Source organism: Saccharothrix mutabilis subsp. mutabilis (genome assembly GCF_039521145.1).
Classification (GTDB): domain Bacteria; phylum Actinomycetota; class Actinomycetes; order Mycobacteriales; family Pseudonocardiaceae; genus Actinosynnema; species Actinosynnema mutabilis.
Genome location: NZ_BAAABU010000002.1, coordinates 368,190 through 386,094, shown reverse-complemented (window position 1 = coordinate 386,094; position 17,905 = coordinate 368,190). Strand labels below are relative to the sequence as shown.

Annotated in this window: 18 protein-coding genes; 12 read left to right on the top strand and 6 right to left on the bottom strand. The window is 72.8% G+C overall.

The window, feature by feature from the left end:
• Window positions 1-29: 29 nt before the first annotated feature.
• Window positions 30-965 carry a DNA recombination protein RmuC gene (locus tag ABD126_RS05635; RefSeq protein WP_343932550.1) on the top strand — a complete coding sequence of 312 codons (936 nt, stop codon included), beginning with the start codon at window positions 30-32 and terminating at the stop codon, window positions 963-965.
• 39 nt (window positions 966-1,004) lie between these two features.
• On the top strand, window positions 1,005-1,730 hold the full coding sequence (locus tag ABD126_RS05630; RefSeq protein WP_343932549.1) for a DUF6542 domain-containing protein: 726 nt from the start codon (window positions 1,005-1,007) through the stop codon (window positions 1,728-1,730).
• Between the two features lie 75 nt (window positions 1,731-1,805).
• On the opposite strand, the gene ABD126_RS05625 is transcribed toward ABD126_RS05630, so the two are convergent.
• Entirely contained in the window at window positions 1,806-2,750 is a 945-nt protein-coding gene (locus ABD126_RS05625; protein WP_343932548.1) for a 4-hydroxy-3-methylbut-2-enyl diphosphate reductase, read from the bottom strand.
• Between the two features lie 64 nt (window positions 2,751-2,814).
• Between ABD126_RS05625 and ABD126_RS05620 the strand changes: the two genes are divergently transcribed.
• The 5 genes from ABD126_RS05620 (at window position 2,815) to glpX (ending at window position 6,354) form a co-directional block, all read left to right on the top strand.
• Window positions 2,815-3,336, top strand: coding sequence for a lipid droplet-associated protein (locus ABD126_RS05620; RefSeq protein ID WP_343932547.1), 522 nt, complete (start codon window positions 2,815-2,817; stop codon window positions 3,334-3,336).
• Window positions 3,333-4,580 (top strand): exodeoxyribonuclease VII large subunit, encoded by a 1,248-nt coding sequence (gene xseA, locus ABD126_RS05615; protein ID WP_343932546.1) that lies wholly within the window; start codon window positions 3,333-3,335, stop codon window positions 4,578-4,580. The genes ABD126_RS05620 and xseA overlap by 4 nt, the downstream gene beginning before the upstream one ends.
• On the top strand, window positions 4,561-4,968 hold the full coding sequence (locus tag ABD126_RS05610) for a sugar ABC transporter substrate-binding protein (protein ID WP_343932545.1): 408 nt from the start codon (window positions 4,561-4,563) through the stop codon (window positions 4,966-4,968). The genes xseA and ABD126_RS05610 overlap by 20 nt, the downstream gene beginning before the upstream one ends.
• Window positions 4,965-5,177: an exodeoxyribonuclease VII small subunit gene (locus tag ABD126_RS05605; RefSeq protein ID WP_121223068.1), complete on the top strand. Its 213-nt coding sequence runs from the start codon at window positions 4,965-4,967 to the stop codon at window positions 5,175-5,177. Before ABD126_RS05610 ends, ABD126_RS05605 begins: the two co-directional genes overlap by 4 nt.
• Window positions 5,178-5,298: 121 nt before the next feature.
• The gene (gene glpX / locus ABD126_RS05600; protein ID WP_343932544.1) at window positions 5,299-6,354 is read left to right on the top strand and encodes a class II fructose-bisphosphatase; all 1,056 of its coding nucleotides are present in this window, start codon (window positions 5,299-5,301) and stop codon (window positions 6,352-6,354) included.
• Window positions 6,355-6,613: 259 nt separating this feature from the next.
• Here the strand turns inward: glpX and ABD126_RS05595 are convergent, their stop codons facing one another.
• From ABD126_RS05595 to ABD126_RS05585, 3 genes are all read right to left on the bottom strand, one after another.
• Window positions 6,614-8,518 (bottom strand): ABC transporter ATP-binding protein, encoded by a 1,905-nt coding sequence (locus tag ABD126_RS05595; protein ID WP_343932543.1) that lies wholly within the window; start codon window positions 8,516-8,518, stop codon window positions 6,614-6,616.
• Window positions 8,519-8,627: 109 nt separating this feature from the next.
• Window positions 8,628-9,134, bottom strand: coding sequence for a methylated-DNA--[protein]-cysteine S-methyltransferase (locus tag ABD126_RS05590; protein WP_343932542.1), 507 nt, complete (start codon window positions 9,132-9,134; stop codon window positions 8,628-8,630).
• Entirely contained in the window at window positions 9,131-10,399 is a 1,269-nt protein-coding gene (locus ABD126_RS05585) for a DNA-3-methyladenine glycosylase 2 family protein (protein ID WP_343932541.1), read from the bottom strand. Before ABD126_RS05585 ends, ABD126_RS05590 begins: the two co-directional genes overlap by 4 nt.
• A gap of 79 nt (window positions 10,400-10,478) precedes the next feature.
• On the opposite strand from ABD126_RS05585, the gene ychF reads away from it, so the two are divergent.
• Window positions 10,479-11,558: a redox-regulated ATPase YchF gene (gene ychF, locus ABD126_RS05580; RefSeq protein ID WP_343932540.1), complete on the top strand. Its 1,080-nt coding sequence runs from the start codon at window positions 10,479-10,481 to the stop codon at window positions 11,556-11,558.
• 320 nt (window positions 11,559-11,878) lie between these two features.
• On the top strand, window positions 11,879-13,075 hold the full coding sequence (locus tag ABD126_RS05575) for a mannosyltransferase (RefSeq protein ID WP_343932539.1): 1,197 nt from the start codon (window positions 11,879-11,881) through the stop codon (window positions 13,073-13,075).
• Here the strand turns inward: ABD126_RS05575 and ABD126_RS05570 are convergent.
• A complete protein-coding gene (locus ABD126_RS05570; RefSeq protein ID WP_343932538.1) occupies window positions 13,031-13,324 on the bottom strand; it encodes a 4a-hydroxytetrahydrobiopterin dehydratase in 294 nt (97 codons plus the stop codon). The two genes, ABD126_RS05575 and ABD126_RS05570, sit on opposite strands and share 45 nt — an antisense overlap.
• 136 nt (window positions 13,325-13,460) lie before the next feature.
• Here ABD126_RS05570 and ABD126_RS05565 point away from each other — a divergent pair, with 136 nt between their 5' ends.
• The 3 genes from ABD126_RS05565 to ABD126_RS05555 are packed head-to-tail and all read left to right on the top strand — an operon-like array spanning window position 13,461 to window position 17,053.
• Window positions 13,461-14,492, top strand: a complete 1,032-nt coding sequence (locus tag ABD126_RS05565) for a thiamine ABC transporter substrate-binding protein (protein WP_343932537.1) — start codon at window positions 13,461-13,463, stop codon at window positions 14,490-14,492.
• Window positions 14,468-16,084 (top strand): ABC transporter permease, encoded by a 1,617-nt coding sequence (locus ABD126_RS05560; RefSeq protein WP_343932536.1) that lies wholly within the window; start codon window positions 14,468-14,470, stop codon window positions 16,082-16,084. Before ABD126_RS05565 ends, ABD126_RS05560 begins: the two co-directional genes overlap by 25 nt.
• The gene (locus ABD126_RS05555) at window positions 16,085-17,053 is read left to right on the top strand and encodes an ABC transporter ATP-binding protein (protein ID WP_343932534.1); all 969 of its coding nucleotides are present in this window, start codon (window positions 16,085-16,087) and stop codon (window positions 17,051-17,053) included.
• Here the strand turns inward: ABD126_RS05555 and ABD126_RS05550 are convergent.
• Window positions 17,043-17,579, bottom strand: a complete 537-nt coding sequence (locus ABD126_RS05550) for a GNAT family N-acetyltransferase (protein WP_343932533.1) — start codon at window positions 17,577-17,579, stop codon at window positions 17,043-17,045. The two genes, ABD126_RS05555 and ABD126_RS05550, sit on opposite strands and share 11 nt — an antisense overlap.
• Window positions 17,580-17,905: the final 326 nt, after the last annotated feature.

Genomic DNA, 17,905 nt, shown 5'->3' with positions numbered 1-17,905 from the left:
TCGGGTCGACGTGCGCGATGATCGGAGCCATGACAGCGGTCCTCACGACGGCGGCGGTGGTCGTCGCGCTCCTGCTCGCCGGTGCGCTCGTGTTCGTGTGGCGGCTCTACCAGGACGGCATCCGGCGCACGGACGCCGCGCTGGCCGCCGTGCAGAAGGAACGGGAGCGGGGTGACGCGACCTACCTGGCGCTCCAGCGCTACGAGGTGGCGTTCTCCTCCGTGAGCGGGCGCGGTGAGCTGGGCGAACGCGTGCTGGTGGAGACGGCGCGGGCGCTGGGGCTGCGCGAGGGCGTGCACTTCCGGCTCCAGGTGGACGTCGCCGGCGGCGGCGCGGTGCGCCCGGACCTGGTGCTGGAGGTCGGCGGCGGCCGGCAGGTGCCGGTGGACGCGAAGATGAGCATGGCCACGTGGGCGGAGGCGGTGGAGACCGACGACCCGTCCGAGCGGGCCGACGCGCTGCGCGTGCACGTGCGCAACATCCGGGCGCGGGCGGCGGAGCTGGCCGGCAAGGGCTACCAGCGGTGGGCGGACGCGATCTACGGGACGGTCATGTTCGTGCCCAACGACGGCGCCGTGGTGGCGGCCCTGGACACCGACCCCGAGCTGCTGCGCTGGCTGCTGGACCGGCGGGTGTTCCTGTGCGGGCCGACCGGGTTCGCGGTCATCGCCTCGGCGGCGCTGTTCGCGGTGACCGACCGGGCGCTGGCCGACGACGTGGAGCAGGTGCGGGCGCAGGCGTCGTCCGCGCACCGGGCGGCGGACGCGGCGATCGACGCGGTGAACCTGTCCAGCACCCACTTGCAGCGGTTCCTGTCGGCGCGGCGGCGCGAGTTGGACGCGTTGGAGGGGTTCCGGGCGGCGGTGGAACCGTTGACGGCCGCGTCGTCGAGCCCCAAGCCGGTGGCGGTCGTCCGGCGGTCTGAAGAGGGCGTCAGTGCACCCTTGGAGGCCCGGGAGGCGTAATAGAGTGTGTTGGCACTGCGAGCCGAACGAGGAGTTGGCGTGACCGCTGCAACGCGCGAGCCGGAGGACGAGGAGCTGGACGCCGTCCGCTGGAACGACCGCGCCCTCTTCGGCTCCTTCCGGGGTCTGCCCTGGTGGGCGGCGGTGCTCATCACGTTCGTGCTGGCCATCGTCGGGACCTACATCGACGTGACGTCCACGGAGAAGACCGTGGGCTGGGTGTTCGCCATCACGTTCTTCGTGGGCGCGGTGGGCGCGGTGGTGTTCGTGGAGCGGCGGTCGATGTTCGGGCCGGTCGTGCAGCCGCCGCTGGTGCTCGCGATCGTGGTGCCGCTGATCGTGGTGCTCACGTCGGGCGTGCCGTCGGGCGGGTTGGCGGCGATCGGGCTGGGGCTGGGCAAGCCGCTGATCGACGGGTTCCCGGCGATGGCGGTCACGACCCTGTGCACGGTGCTGATCGGCATCCTGCGCGTGTCCACGCAGAAGGACCCGAACCGCCTGACCAAGGAGGAGAAGCGCGAGCTGAAGCGCCGCGACCCCGCCGAGGACCGCCCCAAGCGCCGCGAGCCCGCCGCCCCCGCCTCCGACGAGGACCGCCCGCGCCGCAAGAAGCCCGCCGCCGCGCCCTCGGACGAGCCGCGCCCGAAGCGCCCCCGCCCGGCCGGCGAGGGCCGCCCCGCCGCCGACCGCCCGCGCCGCCCCCGCGACCCCGCCAAGGGCGACCGCCCGGCACAGCGCAAGCCCCGCCCGCGCGCCGACGACTGACCGCTCCCGCCAACGACGACCGCCCCGGCACGGCGGGTGGCCGGCCGGGGCGGAGCCGCCCGACTTGAGGCCCGGCTAGCGGACCATGTCCTTGCGGAGTTCGCGGGGCAGGGCGAAGGCGATCTTCTCGTTCGCCGTCGTGATCTCCTCGACCTCGCCGTAGCCGTGGCCGGCCAGGAACTCCAGCAGCTCCATCACCAGGATGTCCGGCACGGACGCGCCGCTGGTCACACCGACCGTGGTCACGCCCTCCAGCCACGCCGGGTCCACCTCGGAGGCGTAGTCGACCAGGTAGGACGCCTTCGCGCCCGCCTGCAACGCCACCTCGACCAGGCGCACCGAGTTGGACGAGTTCTTCGAGCCCACGACCAGCACCAGCTCGCACTGCGGGGCCATCGTCTTCACCGCGGTCTGGCGGTTGGACGTGGCGTAGCAGATGTCGTCCGACGGCGGTTCCTGCAGGTCGGGGAAGCGCTCCTTGAGCTGCCGAACGCGCACCATCGTCTCGTCCACCGACAGCGTGGTCTGCGACAGCCACACCACCTTGGACGGGTCGCGCACGGTGACCTTGTCGACGTCCTCGGCCGTGTCCACGAGCTGGATGTGGTCGGGCGCCTCACCGGACGTGCCCTCGACCTCCTCGTGGCCCTCGTGGCCGATCAGCAGGATGTCGTAGTCCTCCCGCGCGAACCGCTTGGCCTCGTTGTGGACCTTGGTCACCAGCGGGCAGGTGGCGTCGATCGTGCGCAGGCCCCGCTCGGCCGCCTCGGAGTGCACCGCGGGCGACACGCCGTGCGCGGAGAACACCACGAGCGCGCCCTCGGGGACCTCGTCGGTCTCGTTGACGAAGATCGCGCCCCGCTGCGACAGGGTCTCCACGACGTGCTTGTTGTGGACGATCTCCTTGCGCACGTACACCGGCGCGCCGTACTGCTCCAGCGCCTTCTCGACGGTGACGACCGCGCGGTCCACGCCTGCGCAGTAGCCGCGCGGCTTGGCCAGGAGCACTCGCTTGTCCATGCCACCAGGGTACGGGCGCGTCGGAGCTAGGCATCCTCAGGGAGACTGCGGCAGGCTAGAGGCCATGAAGCCACTGCCGCTGCCGGTCCGCCTCGCCGCGGGACTGGCGGTCACCGCCGTCGAGCAGGCCCGCAAGCTCCCGCAGCAGCTCGCGGGGCTGCCGGTGACCGTGGTCAGCGAGGCGTTGCAGCTGTCCATGCGGGTCCAGCAGACGGTGACGGAACTCGCAATCAAGGGCGACGACGCGCTGGCCGTGCTGCGGCCGGTCGAGGACGAGCCCGAGTGGGCCACCTTCGACGAGGACGAGGAGCCCGACGAGCCGGAGGACGAGCCGGCCGACGAGCCCGCGCACGACCCGTGGGAGGCCGAGGAGCGGGCGCTGGCCGCCGAACCGCCCGCCGCGCTGCCCAACTACGACGAGCTGACGCTGCCGCAGCTGCGCGCCCGCCTGAAGACGCTGTCCGTCGAGGACCTGCGGCAACTGCTCGACCACGAGCGCACCCACGCGGGCCGCCCCGAGTTCACCGGCATGCTCACCCGCCGCATCGCCAACCTCGACGCGCAGAGCACCGAAGCGCAGCAGTGACCGACGAGAAGTCCACCCCGGAGAACCCCTGGCCGGTCCGCACGGTCGCGCGCAAGATCTTCGACTGGATCAACCGCCTGGGTGACGTGTGGGTCGAGGGCCAGGTCACGCAGCTGTCCGCCCGTCCGGGCACCGCGACGGCGTTCCTGACCCTGCGCGACCCGTCGGTCGACATGTCGATGACGCTCACCGCGCCCGTCGGCATGGTCCGCGAGCTGCAACTGGTCGAGGGCAGCCGGGTCGTCGTGCACGGCAAGCCCAACTACTTCCCCAACCGCGGCACGCTGAGCCTGCGCGTCGACGAGATCCGCCAGGTCGGCATCGGCGAGTTGCTGGCGCGCATCGAGCGGCTGAAGAAGCTGCTCGCCGCCGAGGGGCTGTTCGACCCGCGCCGCAAGCGCCGGCCGCCGTTCCTGCCGAACAAGATCGGCCTGATCACCGGCCGGGCGTCGGCCGCCGAGCGGGACGTGCTGACCAACGCCCGCGCCCGCTGGCCCGCCGCCCGGTTCCGGGTGGTCAACGTGGCCGTGCAGGGCGCGACCGCGGTGCCGGAGATCCTGACCGCGCTGGCCAAGCTGGACCGCGACCCCGAGGTGGACGTCATCGTCCTGGCGCGCGGCGGCGGCAGCGTGGAGGACCTGCTGCCGTTCTCCGACGAGGCGCTGTGCCGGGCGGTGTCCCAGGCGCGCACGCCGGTGCTGTCGGCGATCGGGCACGAGCCGGACACCCCGCTGGTGGACCACGTGGCCGACGTCCGCTGCTCCACCCCGACCGACGCCGGCAAGCGCGTCGTGCCCGATGTGGCGGAGGAAACGGAGCGGGTCCGGCAACTGCGCGACCGCAGCCGCCGCGCCCTGCACGGGTGGGTGGACCGCGAGCGCAAACTGCTGGCCGCACTACGCACCCGACCTGCGCTTTCGGACCCGCACGGCCCTCTGGACCGGCGTGCGCAGGACGTGGAGCAGTGGCGCGAGCGGGGCCGCCGCGCGGTGCGGAACCGACTCGATTCAGAAACAACCGCCCTGATCGCCACCACCGCCCGCTTGACGACCCTCGGACCTGCCGCCACGCTGGCGCGTGGGTACGCCGTGGTGCAGCTCGTCACGCCCGACGGGGTGGACGGTGTGGTCCGGTCGGTCGCGGACGCCCCGGCGGGTGCCCACCTCAGGGTCCGGGTCGCAGACGGGGCCGTGCACGCGGTCGTCACGGAGGAAGGAGGCGGTGGTGCCCAACCCGGCACGTGAGCCCACGTTCCTGCCCTTGACGATGTCCGCCGCCGGCGACGCGGACGACGAGGGCGCGCGCACCGTGCGCGACCGCGCCGAGGCCGCGGACCGCGCGGCGGCCGACTGCTGGCTGTCGCTGGTCGCGGGCTGCACGTCGGGCGGGCAGACGCTGATCAGCCGCCTGCACGACCTGTCCGAGGCGACCTCGTCCTACGCGGGCGTGCGCTGGTGGCTGTCGCACGGCTCGGTGCACCGCCGGCGGGTCGTGGAGGCCGAGCACCGCATCGACGACGCCGTGCGCGAAGGTGACGGAGCGGAGTTCGCCGAGGCGTTCGTCGGCTACGACCAGGCGGTGGCCACCGTCGTGGTGCACGTCCAGAACCGATTGGGGAAGTTGTCGTCTTGACCGACGAGATTGGCTACGAGCAGGCCCGCGATGAGCTGGTCGAAGTCGTGAAGCGGCTGGAGCAGGGCGGTCTGTCGCTGGAGGAGTCGCTGGCGCTGTGGGAGCGCGGCGAGGCCCTCGCGAAGACCTGTGAACGACAGCTCGCGGGCGCCCGCGAACGGATCGATCAAGCACTCGCTGTGACCGAGGAGGACGTGGCCGACGCCTGACACCGTGTTGGATTGCGCCGCCTCCGGCGTCGCGGGCGAGGCCGCTGGAGGGACGACGGACCGACGCGGCCTCACCCATGCAAGGATTGGCCTACCGGCCGGTATCCGCAGGAGGAGCGTCATGGTGTCCAGCAGCAGCCCGTCCGAGCGTCGTCGCGAAGCCCCCGACCGGAACCTCGCGCTCGAACTCGTGCGGGTGACCGAGGCGGCGGCGATGGCCGCCGGCCGCTGGGTGGGGCGCGGCGACAAGAACGGCGGCGACGGCGCGGCGGTCGACGCCATGCGCAAGCTCATCGGCACGGTCTCGATGCGCGGCGTGGTCGTGATCGGCGAGGGCGAGAAGGACGAGGCGCCCATGCTGTTCAACGGCGAGGAGGTCGGCAACGGCGACGGCCCGGACTGCGACGTCGCGGTGGACCCGATCGACGGCACCACCCTGATGTCCAAGGGCATGCCCAACGCGCTGGCCGTGCTGGCGGTGGCCGAGCGCGGCGCGATGTTCGACCCGTCGGCGGTCTTCTACATGGAGAAGCTCGCGGTCGGCCCGGAGGCCGCGGACGTCATCGACATCACGGTGCCGATCGCCGAGAACATCCGCCGGGTGGCGAAGGCCAAGCACAGCGACGTCCACGACGTGACGGTCTGCATCCTGGACCGCCCGCGCCACGAGTCCCTGGTCCACGAGGTCCGCGCGGCGGGTGCCCGCATCCACTTCATCTCCGACGGCGACGTGGCCGGCGCCATCTCGGCGGCGCGGCCGAACACCGGCATCGACCTGCTGGTGGGCATCGGCGGCACCCCGGAGGGCATCATCGCGGCGGCGGCCCTGAAGTGCATGGGCGGCGCCATCCAGGGCCGGCTGTGGCCGAAGGACGACGAGGAGCGCCAGAAGGCCATCGACGCGGGCCACGACCTGGACCGGGTGCTGACCACGAACGACCTGGTGCGCGGCGACAACGTCTTCTTCTGCGCCACCGGCGTGACGGACGGCGACCTGGTGCGCGGCGTGCACTACCGGGCGGGCGGCTGCACGACGCAGTCGATCGTGATGCGCTCGAAGTCGGGCACGGTCCGCATGATCGACGGCTTCCACCGCCTGACCAAGCTGCGCGAGTACTCGTCCGTCGACTTCGACCCGACCCCGACCGACGAGCCCGCCCTCCCGCCCCTCCCGTAACAACTCACGCACGCGCTTTTGAAGGGGCTATCAGCCACAGGAAGGGCCTCGGTTCGTTCCCCGTACGGCCTGGGCGAAGCCCAACCGCGCTTCGCTCCTCTTCGCAACCAGCTCTTCCGGTTGCGAAGAGGAGCGAAGGGTGGTTGCCTCCGGCAGGCCGTGCGGGGAACGAACCGACGCCCTTCCACCCCCGGGGGCCTGCCGCGCGGCGAGCGCCGCTTTTGATCTCTTCTAATCTTTTCGCCGTTGATCTTCAGAGTCAGGCGGCTTCATCCGCCGTAGGGGCCAGCAGGTCCCCCCGATAAGCGGCGGCCTGAAGCTCGAACAACTCGAAGTAGTGCCCCCGCAGCGCCATCAACTCCTCATGCGTCCCCTGCTCCACGATCTTCCCCTTGTCCAGCAACACGATCCGGTCCGCATTGCGGATGTTCGCCAGCCGGTGCGTCACCAGGATGGTCGTCCGCCGAGCCGCGGCCTCCCGCAGCCCTTCGAACACCCTCGCCTCGGCCTTGGCATCCAAAGCCGCCGTGGGCTCATCGGCCACCAGCACAGCCGCGTCCCGGTACATACCCCGCGCGATGCCCATCCGCTGCCACTGCCCACCCGACAGGTCCTGACCGTCGTTGAACTGGCGGGACAGGACGGTGTCGGGCCCCGACGGAAGCGTGGCCAGCACCTCGTCCGCCCCCGACCGCTGGACCGCGTCCTCCCACGCCGCGTCGTCCTCCCGGTCGAGACGGCCCACGACGACGTTCTTGCGGGCGGTCATGGGCCACTGCGCCGGGTCCTGGGCGATGACCGCGATGGACGAGTGCACCGACGTCTTGTCCGCCTCCGCCAGGTCCACGCCGTCCCAGCGGACCTCGCCCTCGTCCACCGGGTACAGGCCGGTCAGGACCTTGCCCAGCGTGGTCTTGCCGGAACCGTTCTCGCCGACCAGCGCGACGACCTCGCCGCGCCGCACGGTCAGGCTCACGTCGTCCAGCGCCGGCGTCTCCTTGCCGGGGTAGCGGAAGGTGACGTTCTCCAGGGTGATCAGCTCGGGGTCCGCCGGGGCCTTCGTGGGTGACGGCCGCTGCGCCCGCTCCGCGCCCTCGGCCAGCAACTCCCGGTAGAAGTCGATGTAGAACGAGTCCTCGTAGATCGCGTTCACCGCGCGGGTCGTGGTGGACAGCGAGGAGAACCCGGTGCGCATCGCCAGCAGCGCCGTGCCGGCCAGGGCCAGGTCCATGCGGCCCGAGTACAGCAGCACGCCCAGCACCGCGTAGGCGAAACCCGTCCCCAGCCCCGCGAGCGCGCGACCGGTGAGGCGGACCAGGTTCGTCTTGTGCGCCATGCGGATCTCGTCGGCCATCAGCGAGTCCGCGATGCGCCGGTGCTCCGCGAGGAGGCGTTCCTGGAGGGTCAGGGCGTGCCGTTCGAGGGCGAAGTCGCGGTCGGTGGCGACCTCCTCGACCACGCCCTTGCGGATGTTGCGGGTGACCGAGTCCAGGAAGTGCTCGTACCGCAGCTTCGACACCCGGGCCGAGGCCCACGCGTTCGCCACGGCCGCCAGCAGCAGCGCGGGCGCGAGCCACGGGTCGAGCAGGCCGACCGTGACGATCGCGGCGACCATCGTGATGCACGACGACACCAGGTCGGCCAGGTACCGCAGGCTGCTCTCCAGGCTGCGCACGCCGTGCTTGCCGCCCTGGCGGGCCAGTTCGCGGAAGTCGGCGTCCTCGAACGCCAGCAGTTCCGCCCGCACCAGCACGGCCGTGACCTCGTCGTTGGCGGCCCGCGACACCCTGGGCCGCAACGAGCTCTCCACGGCCGCCACGGCGGTGTCGAGCAACGCCCGCGCGGCGTACGAGCCGACCACCACGGCCAGCGCGGGCAACGACTCGGCGACGCGCTGCGGCGTGGGCCCGTCGCGCAGGAGGGCGGTGAAGACGTCCGCCGTGGCGAGCAGCCCGAACGCCGTCACGCACCCGCTCACCACGTGCACCACGGCGGCGGCGACGGTCAGCTTCGGCGAAGTCCGCCAGGCCAGCCGGACGACCACGCGGATCGCTTCCGGCAGGCTGCGCAACGCCTTGCCGAGGCTGACCGTAGCGGCCTTGCGCCCCACCTTCGCCCACTTGGGCGTGGAGATGTTCTCCACCCCGATCAGCACGGAGGTCATGGTGTCCAGGTAACGCCTGTTCCGGGGTGCCGTGCCACCTGTTTCGCTGATAGCCGCAGGTCAGCGGTCGGCGTCGGGGGAAATGTCGGACCCGGCCGGCAGGATGGGGTCAGGCGGCGGATGCCTCGTGGGCGAGGAGGCGGCGCTTCACCTCGACGCCCCAGCGGAAGTTGCCGATCGCGCCGCCCGTGCGGACCACGCGGTGGCAGGGCACGAACAACGTCGCCGCGTTGCGCGCGCAAGCCGAAGCCGCCGCCCGCACCGCCGACGGACGCCCGGCCAGCAGGGCGTAGTCCGCGTAGCTCACCGGCTTGCCCGCCGGCACGGTCCGCAGCGCGGTCCACGCCTGCTCCATGAACTCCCCGGACCGCTGCCGCACCGGGACGTCGTCGATCGCCGCCAGGTCACCCGCGTGGTAGTCGCGCACGGCCCTGGTCACCGCGCCCAGGTCGTTGCGGTCGCTGAGGCTCGCCGGGCGAAGCGACGGCGACACCTGGGGCAGCAGGTCGTCCAGGGACGCGGTCCACCCGCTCGCCAGCACGGCGCCGTCGCCCGCCACCACGGCGGTGAACGGGCCGAACGGGGTGTCCACAGTGGACGAGAAGGCGGTGCTCACGCGGTCCTCCTGAGGTGCATCTCGGCGTAGGACCGCCAGGGCCGCCACGCCGTGTTGTCCGTGGTCAAAGGGATGTCGGGCGCGCCGAGAACGCGCATCACGACGTACCGGGCGATCTCCGGGCCCACACCGGGGAACGCGGACAGCTCGGCCGTCAGCTCGTCGGCGTCGCGCCCCACGTCCACCACCAGCGCGCCGGAGGCCAACGCCGCCGCGACGGGCGAGTGGATGTCGGCGGGCGCCGGGTAGAGGTGGGTCACCGGCCCGTCCGGGATGTCCAGCGGTTCGCCGGGGGACACGTGCCCCAGTGCGCGCAGCAGGGTCTCGGCCCCGTCCACGCTGCCCGGCAGCCGCACCCCGGGACGCGCCTGCACGAGCGGGCGCAGCAGCGGGTCGCCGCCGAGGAACTCGTCCACCGCCTGCGGGTCGGCGTCGAGGTCCAGCAGGCGGCGCACCCGGCTCACCGCGCTGCCCAGGTCCCGCAGGTCGCCCAGCCGCAGCGAGCACGACACGTACCCGTCGGCGGGCTCCAGCAGCACCGTCGCCTGCCCGTGCGGCAGCCGCAGCGACCGCGCGTAGGAGGTGTCCGTGACGTGCTCCACACCAGGGATCGCGGACTCCCGGAAGGACGCCAGCAGCCCCGCCGCGTCGAACGGCGGCCGGTACGGCAGGCGCAGCGTGATCCGCCCCGCCGTGCCGACGACCCTGCGCTTGGACCGCATCTCCGACGGCGTGGCGGCGAACACGGCCCGGATCGTGTCGTTGAACTGCCGCACGCTCGCGAACCCGGCCGCGAACGCGATGTCGGTGAACGACAGGTCCGTGGTCTCGATCAGCAGCCGGGCGGAGTGCGCCCGGTGCGCCCGCGCCAGGGCCAGCGGACCGGCCCCCAGCTCGGCGGTCAGCACGCGGGTCAGGTGCCGCTCGGAGTACCCGAGGCGCGCGGCCAGGCCCGGGACGCCGTCGCGCTCGACCACGCCGTCCGCGATGAGCCGCATGGCGCGGGCGGCCAGGTCGGCCCGCAGGTTCCACTCCGGGGAGCCGGGCACGGCGTCGGGCAGGCAGCGCCGGCACGCGCGGTAACCGGCCGACTGCGCGGCGGCGGCGGTCGGGTAGAACTCGGCGTTGCGCTGCTTGGGCGTGACCGCCGGGCACGACGGGCGGCAGTAGATCCGGGTGGTCCGGACCGCCAGGATGAAGCACCCGTCGAACCGGGCGTCCCGGGCCGCGACCGCCCGGTAGGCGCGTTCGGCGTCGACCAACATGGGCTTCACTGTGCCACCGCCGGCACCTGGGGTCTCGCGGGAATCGGACACGGCGTCCCACCGCGTAGACTCACCCCCCGTGAGTTTGACCCTCGGTATCGTCGGCCTGCCCAACGTCGGCAAGTCCACCCTGTTCAACGCCCTCACGCGCAACGACGTGCTCGCGGCGAACTACCCGTTCGCGACCATCGAGCCCAACGTCGGCGTGGTGCCGTTGCCGGACGCCCGCCTCGGCAAGCTGGCGGAGATCTTCGGCTCGGAGCGCGAGGTGCCCGCCGTGGTGTCGTTCGTCGACATCGCGGGCATCGTCAAGGGCGCGTCCGAAGGCGCCGGCCTGGGCAACAAGTTCCTCGCGAACATCCGCGAGGCGAACGCGATCTGCCAGGTCATCCGGGTGTTCGCCGACGACGACGTGGTGCACGTCGACGGCCGCGTGGACCCGGCGGCCGACATCGAGACGATCAACACCGAGCTGATCCTCGCGGACCTCCAGACGCTGGAGAAGGCCGTGCCGAGGCTGGAGAAGGAGGCGCGGACGGCCAAGGACCGCCGGCCCGCCCTCGACGCCGCCCTGAAGGCGCGCGCGGTCCTCGACTCCGGTCGGACGCTGTTCGCGGCGCGGTCCGAGGTCGACGGCGACCTGCTGCGCGAGCTGAGCCTGCTGACGACCAAGCCGTTCCTGTACGTGTTCAACGCGGACGAGGGCGTGCTGACCGACGAGGCGAAGCTGAAGGAGCTGCGCGAGCTGGTCGCGCCCGCCGACGCGGTCTTCCTGGACGCGAAGGTCGAGGCGGAGCTGCTGGAGCTGGACGAGGAGTCCGCGCGCGAGCTGCTGGAGTCCATCGGCCAGCACGAGCCGGGCCTGCACGCCCTGGCCCGCGCCGGCTTCCACACCCTGGGCCTCCAGACCTACCTGACGGCCGGCCCGAAGGAGTCCCGGGCGTGGACCATCTCGAAGGGCGCGACCGCGCCCCAGGCGGCGGGCGTCATCCACACGGACTTCGAACGCGGCTTCATCAAGGCCGAGGTGGTCTCCTTCGACGACCTGGTGGAGGCGGGCTCGATGGCCGCCGCGAAGGCCGCCGGCAAGGTCCGCATGGAGGGCAAGGACTACGTGATGGCCGACGGCGACGTGGTGGAGTTCCGCTTCAACGTGTGACCGGCTCGTCCGCCGGCGCCGAGCGGCGCTCGTGCCCTGAGAACGGATCAGGGCCCGACCCCGGACGGGGCGGGCCCTGATCGGGCGTTCGGGTAGTGTCCGAACCCGACTCCGGTCACCGCACTTGGTTGCGGCTGTGGCGGGCGAGTGCGAACACGCCACCTGCTGTGGCCAGCATGCCCAGCGCGGCGACGGTGAACACGACGATGTCGGCGGTCATACGAATCCCCTTGCGTAGATCTCCCACTCGTCCAGACGTACGGGTACCCGGTTTCGTTGGCCGGCAGTCGTGCAATTCACACGATCGTGGTGGAGGTAGCGTGATCAAGGTCGAGGCGCGCGTGCTGAGGTTCGCGCCGTGGCTGCTGGGGCTGTCCCTGGTCGGCCACCTCGCGATGGTCGCGCTCCAGGCGAAGATGACCATGGTGGACCTGATGGTCTACCGCAACGCCTCGCCCGAGCTGTTCACCGGCGAGCTGTACCAGTGGCGGCTCAAGGAGTTCTCCGAGCAGTTCGCGCTGCCGTTCACCTACCCGCCGTTCTCGGCGTTCGTGTTCGTGCCCCTGTCGTGGGTGCCGTGGGGCGTGGCGCGCTGGTTCTGGCAGCTGCTCAGCCTGGCGTGCCTGTACTACCTGACCCGCAAGGCGCTCACCCTGGTCGGCAGCGCCGACCCCCGCCGCGCGATGCTGTGGACGGCGTTGTTCGTGTGGGTCGAGCCGGTCCGCACCACCCTGAACTACGGGCAGATCAACCTGGTGCTGGCGGCGCTGCTGATCGGCACGCTGGTCAGCGCGCGGCCGTGGCTCGCGGGACTGGGCGTCGGCGTCGCGGCCGGCGTCAAGCTCACCCCGGCGATCTCCGGGCTCTACTTCCTGGTCGCCCGCAGGTACAAGGCCGCGGTGTGGTCGTTCGTCGCGTTCGCCGGCACGGTCCTGCTCGGGTTCGCGATCTCCGCGGGCCAGTCGAACCAGTTCTGGTTCCACCTGCTCGGCGACGCCACGCGCGTCGGACCGGTCGGGTCGGCGATCAACCAGTCGCTGCGCGCGGCGCTGTCCCGGACCGTCGGCTACGACGTCGAGACCGGGCCGATCTACCTGGTCGGCGTGGCGGTCGCGGTCGCGTGCGCCGCGTGGGCGCTGTGGTGGGCGGTCAAGGCCGCCGACACGCTCGCGATGATCGTCGCCGTCCAGTTCCTGGGCCTGCTGGTGTCGCCGATCTCGTGGAGCCACCACTGGGTGTGGGCGGTGCCCGCGCTGATGTGGCTGGTCTACGGCGTGCGGCACCGGCTCGCGGCCGTGACGGCGTGGGCGTGGGTGCTCGCGATCGGCAGCTACCTGATCTCGTTCCTGCTCAACGCCCAGCCGTCGATCTGGATCATCCCCCGCCCCTGGTACCTGTCCCTGCTCGGCTGGGTCTACCCGGCGGTGGGCCTGCTCACCCTGGTCGCGATCGGCGTGGTGCTGCGGGAGAGGTCACGCGAGCGCGTCGAGGACGCCGTCGATCTCCTCCGCCAGTGACACGTCCAGCGCGGTGATCCCGCCGCTGGAGTGGGTCCTGCACCGGAAGGTCAGCGTGCGCCAGCGGATGTCGATGTCCGGGTGGTGGTCGTCGTTCTCGGCGATCTCCGCGACCCGGTTCACCACCTGGATCGCCTGCGCGAAGCTGGGCAGCTCCGCGCTGCGGACGAGCGCGCCGTCGCGGGCGCTCCAGTCGGGCAGCGTCGACAGCGCGGCGGTCACCTGGTCGTCGGTCAGCAGCTCGGCCATGCCCCGATGGTCCCACCGCGTGGCGTAAACTGCCCGTTCGCCACGGGAGTCCGGTGATGCGCCGGGCTGAGAGGAGGGCTCGCAAGCCCTCGACCGTCCACCTGATCCGGATCATGCCGGCGTAGGGAGAGAAACGATGTTCCGACGAGTGCTGACCGTCGCCGTCGCGGCGGCCTCGCTGGCCGCGTGCTCCGCGACCACGGGCCAGGCCCCGCAGGGCGAACGCGTCGTCACCCTGGTGACGCACGACTCGTTCGCGGTGAAGCCCGAGCTGCTCGACGCCTTCAAGGCCGAGACCGGGATCACCATCAAGACGCTGGCCAGCGGTGACGCCGGCGCGATGACGAACAAGCTGGTCCTGACCAAGGGCAACCCGATCGGGGACGTGGCGTTCGGCGTGGACTCCACGTTCGCCTCGCGCGCCCTCAAGGAGGGCGTGTTCGCCGAGTACGCCTCCGCCGAGGCCGGCAAGGGCGCGCAGCGCTACCAGCTCGACCCGCCCAACCGCCTGCACGCGGTGGACGTCGGCGACGTGTGCCTGAACATCGACGTGGCCGCGCTGAAGGACGTCGGCGAGCCCAAGCAGCTCGCCGACCTCGCCGACCCCAGGTACCGCGACATGCTGGTCGTGCAGGACCCGGCCACGTCCTCGCCCGGCCTGGCGTTCCTGCTCGGCACCATCGCCACGTTCGGCGAGAGCAACTGGACCAACTACTGGGGCCAGCTCAAGGCCAACGGCGTCAAGGTCGTCTCCGGCTGGGAGGAGGCCTACACGCAGGACTTCTCCGGCTCCAGCGGCAAGGGCCCGCGCCCGATCGTCGTCTCCTACGCGTCCTCGCCGTCGGCGGAGGTCGGCGACGACGGCACGCCGCGCACCAAGGCGCTGCTGGACACCTGCTACCGCCAGGTCGAGTACGCGGGCGTGCTGGAGGGCGCGAAGAACGCCGAGGACGCGCGCAAGGTCGTGGACTTCCTGCTCGGGGAGAAGTTCCAGGCCGACGTGCCGGGCCAGATGTACGTGTACCCGTCGCGCGAGGGCGTGGCGCTGCCCGAGGCGTGGACCAAGGCCGCTCCGCTGCCGGAGAAGGCCCGCACCCTGCCCGCGAGCCAGGTCGACGCCAACCGCGAGCGGTGGGTGCAGCAATGGCGCGCACTCGTGCAGGGCTGACCGGGACGTTCGCCCGCGCGGGGCTGGGCTGGTCGTTCGCCGCGCTCCTGCCCCTGGGGTTCCTGGGCGTGTTCTTCGCCTGGCCGGTGGTCGCGATCGTCGGCCTGGGGCTGGGCGAGGGCGGGGTGCTGCCCGTGATCGGCGCTCCCGAGACCTGGGAGCTGGTCGGGTTCACGCTCGGTCAAGCGCTCGGCGCGACGGTGTTGGCGCTGGTCACGGGCCTGCCGGTGGCGTTCCTGCTGGCCCGGTGCCGGGTGTGGGGGACCGGCGTGGTGCGGGCGGCGGTGATGGTGCCGTTCGTGCTGCCGACGGTCGTGGTGGGGCTGGCGTTCCGGGCGCTGTGGCCCGACGGCGGGGTGCTGCCGATCGTGCTGGCCAACGCGTTCTTCAACGTCGCCGTGGTCGCGCGGACCGTCGGCGGGGTGTGGGCGTCGCTGGACCGGCGGGCGGAGGACGCGGCGCGGTCGCTGGGGGCGTCGCGGTCGCGGGCGTTCACCTCGGTGGTGCTGCCCGCGCTGGCGCCGGCCCTGGGTTCGGCGGCGTCGGTGGTGTTCCTGTTCTGCGCCACCAGTTTCGGCGTGGTGCTGGTGCTGGGCGGCGCTCGGTACCGGACCGTGGAGACGGAGATCTACCTGCGGACGGTCGAGCTGTTCGACCTGTCCGGGGCGGCGGCGTTGTCGCTGGTGCAGTTCGTCGCGGTGGTGGCGGTGCTGGTGGTCGGCGGGGTGCTGCGGCGGCGTCGCGAGCGGGCGCTGTCGTTGCGGGCCGAGGCCGTGCGGCGGCCGGTCGGCGGCGAGTGGGGCGTCGTGGCGGTCGCGTGGCTGGTCGTCGGGCTGCTGCTGACCCCGGTGGTGGGGCTGGTGGTGCGGTCGCTGTCCACTTCGGACGGCTGGAGCCTCGCCGGGTACCGGGCGCTGGCGGGGACCGGTGACCGCGGGACGCTGGCGGTGACCGGGGTCGACGCGGCGCTGAACTCGGTGCGGGTGGCGACGGACGCGACCCTGGTGGCGCTGGTCGTGGGCGTGGTGTCGGCGGTGGTGCTGGTCGGGTTGCGGCGGCACGGGGCGTGGCTGGCCGAGACCCTCGACACGGCGCTGATGCTGCCGCTGGGCGTGTCCGCGGTGACCGTCGGGTTCGGGTACCTGGTCACCATGGACGCCCTGCCGGGTGACTTCCGCACGTCGCCGCTGCTGGTGCCGCTGGCGCAGGCGCTGGTCGTGACGCCGTTGGTGGTGCGGATCGTGCTGCCCGTGCTGCGGGCGGTGGACGAGCGGCTGCGGCAGGCGGCGGCGACGCTGGGCGCGTCGCCGTGGCGGGTGTGGCGGGAGGTGGACCTGCCGCTGGCGTCGCGGTCGCTGGTCGCGGCGGCGGGGTTCGGGTTCGTGGTGGCGCTGGGTGAGTTCGGGGCGACCAGCTTCCTGGCCCGGCCGGACGCGCCGACGCTGCCCGTGGTGATCGCCCGGCTGATGGCGCGGCCGGGTGAGCTGAACAGCCAGATGGCGTACGCGGCGTGCGCGCTGCTGATGGTGGTGACCGCGGCGGCCGTGCTGCTGATCGAGCGGCTGCGGGTGCCGGCCGGCGGGGAGTTCTAGATGTTGGCGTTGCAGGGGATCACCGTCCGGTACGGGCCGCTGGTCGCGGTGTCCGGTGTTGACCTGTCGGTCGGTGACGGCGAGGTCGTGGCGCTGCTCGGGCCGTCGGGCTGCGGGAAGTCGACGCTGCTGCGGACCGTCGCGGGGCTGGTGCCGGCCTCGTCCGGCGGCGTGACGTGGGACGGCGCGGACCTGGCGGGCGTGCCGGTGCACCGGCGCGGGTTCGGGCTGGTGTTCCAGGACGGGCAGCTGTTCCCGCACCGGGACGTCGCCGGGAACGTCGCGTTCGGGCTGCGGATGCAGCGGGTGGACCGGGAGGCGCGGCGCAAGCGCGTGGACGAGCTGCTGGAGCTGGTCGGGCTGGCCGGTTACCAGCGGCGGCGGGTGACCGAGCTGTCCGGCGGCGAGCAGCAACGGGTGGCGCTGGCGCGGGCGCTGGCCCCTCGGCCGCGGCTGGTGCTGCTGGACGAGCCGCTGTCGGCGCTGGACCGGGCGTTGCGGGAGCAGTTGGCGGTGGACCTGGCGCGGCTGCTGCGGGAGGCCGGGGCGACGGCGCTGGTGGTCACGCACGACCACGACGAGGCGTTCACGTTGGCCGACCGGGTGGCGGTCATGCGGGCGGGCCGGATCGTGCAGGTCGGGCCGCCGGCGGAGGTGTGGCGGTCGCCGGCGGACGTCGAGACGGCCCGGTTCCTGGGGTGCGGCAAGGTCCTGGCGGCGGAGCGGGCCGCGCGGCTGGTGGGTGTGGCGTCGCGGGTGGGGTTGCGGGCGTCCGCGTTGCGGGTGGACCCGGGTGGGGCGTTGGCGGGGGACGTGCTCGAACGCGTCCACCGGCGCGACCACGTCCGGCTGCTGGTGAGCGTGGACGGGGACGAGTTCGAGGCGGTGGCCCCCGTCGCCGCTGCTCCCGAGGTGGGCGAGCGGGTGCGGTTGGCCGTGGACCCGGACGGGATCGCCGTCATCGGCTAGCGGGCCGGCCCCCGGTCCAGTCTTCGCGGGTCAGGGCGTACTCGACCTCGCCGTGTTCCGAGCCGGGGATCGGGTCGGGCCAGTCCTGGAAGAAGGTGCGGACGAAGCGCAGGCCGACCCGTTCCATGACGCGGCGGGAGCCCGTGTTGACGGTCATGGTCGTGGCGAAGACGCGGTGCACGCCCAGTTCGCGGAAACCCTTGTCCAGCAACGCCGTGGAGACCTCGGTGGCGAGGCCCCGGCCCCAGGCCGACGGGTGGAGGCGGTAGCCCAGCTCGCGGACGCCCGGCTCGGTCTCGCGGAACTCGAACAACCCGAGCAACCGACCACTCGCCTTCTCCTCGCCCGCCCACCAGCCGTCGGCGGCCATGAGCCGGTCGAGCAGCTCTGCCGCCGCGGCCCGGTCGAGCGGCCGACCGCCTTCCAGGTAGCGCATCACGGCCGGGTCGGCGTGCAGGTCGGCGAGGGCGTCCACATCGGACTCGCGGAAGTTCCGCAGCCGGACGCGGTCGGTCTCCAGGAACATGCGCGCCACCCTGCCCGAGGCGCTGATCGGGGCCAACGGATTTTCGCGCGCAGCGCCGGCCCGGGCGACCTGCCGGACCAAGCGACCCGCCGCCGCCCTGCCGAACCCCGCGCCCCGCCGAACCCCGCGCCCCGCCGGACCGCGCGCCCCGCCGGACCGCGCGCCCCGCCGAACCCCGCGCCCCGCCGACTCGCCGGACCGCGCGCCCTGCCAGACAGCGCGGCCCGCGCCACCCGCCGACCTGCGTGACCCGCCGGACCGCGTGGGGCGCGAGTCGGCGGGGTGCGCGTTGCGTGGTCGGGTCGGTGGCTGCGTGGCCGGTGGCT

Coding starts and splice junctions, on each gene's coding strand:
- ABD126_RS05565 (WP_343932537.1), top strand. CDS start 13,461: ATGTTCCGACGAGTGCTGACCGTCGCCGTCGCGGCGGCCTCGCTGGCC.
- ABD126_RS05570 (WP_343932538.1), bottom strand. CDS start 13,324: ATGGCCGAGCTGCTGACCGACGACCAGGTGACCGCCGCGCTGTCGACG.
- ABD126_RS05625 (WP_343932548.1), bottom strand. CDS start 2,750: ATGGACAAGCGAGTGCTCCTGGCCAAGCCGCGCGGCTACTGCGCAGGC.
- ABD126_RS05620 (WP_343932547.1), top strand. CDS start 2,815: ATGAAGCCACTGCCGCTGCCGGTCCGCCTCGCCGCGGGACTGGCGGTC.
- ABD126_RS05550 (WP_343932533.1), bottom strand. CDS start 17,579: ATGTTCCTGGAGACCGACCGCGTCCGGCTGCGGAACTTCCGCGAGTCC.
- ABD126_RS05635 (WP_343932550.1), top strand. CDS start 30: ATGACAGCGGTCCTCACGACGGCGGCGGTGGTCGTCGCGCTCCTGCTC.
- ABD126_RS05585 (WP_343932541.1), bottom strand. CDS start 10,399: ATGTTGGTCGACGCCGAACGCGCCTACCGGGCGGTCGCGGCCCGGGAC.
- ABD126_RS05560 (WP_343932536.1), top strand. CDS start 14,468: ATGGCGCGCACTCGTGCAGGGCTGACCGGGACGTTCGCCCGCGCGGGG.
- ABD126_RS05595 (WP_343932543.1), bottom strand. CDS start 8,518: ATGACCTCCGTGCTGATCGGGGTGGAGAACATCTCCACGCCCAAGTGG.
- glpX (WP_343932544.1), top strand. CDS start 5,299: ATGGTGTCCAGCAGCAGCCCGTCCGAGCGTCGTCGCGAAGCCCCCGAC.
- ABD126_RS05555 (WP_343932534.1), top strand. CDS start 16,085: ATGTTGGCGTTGCAGGGGATCACCGTCCGGTACGGGCCGCTGGTCGCG.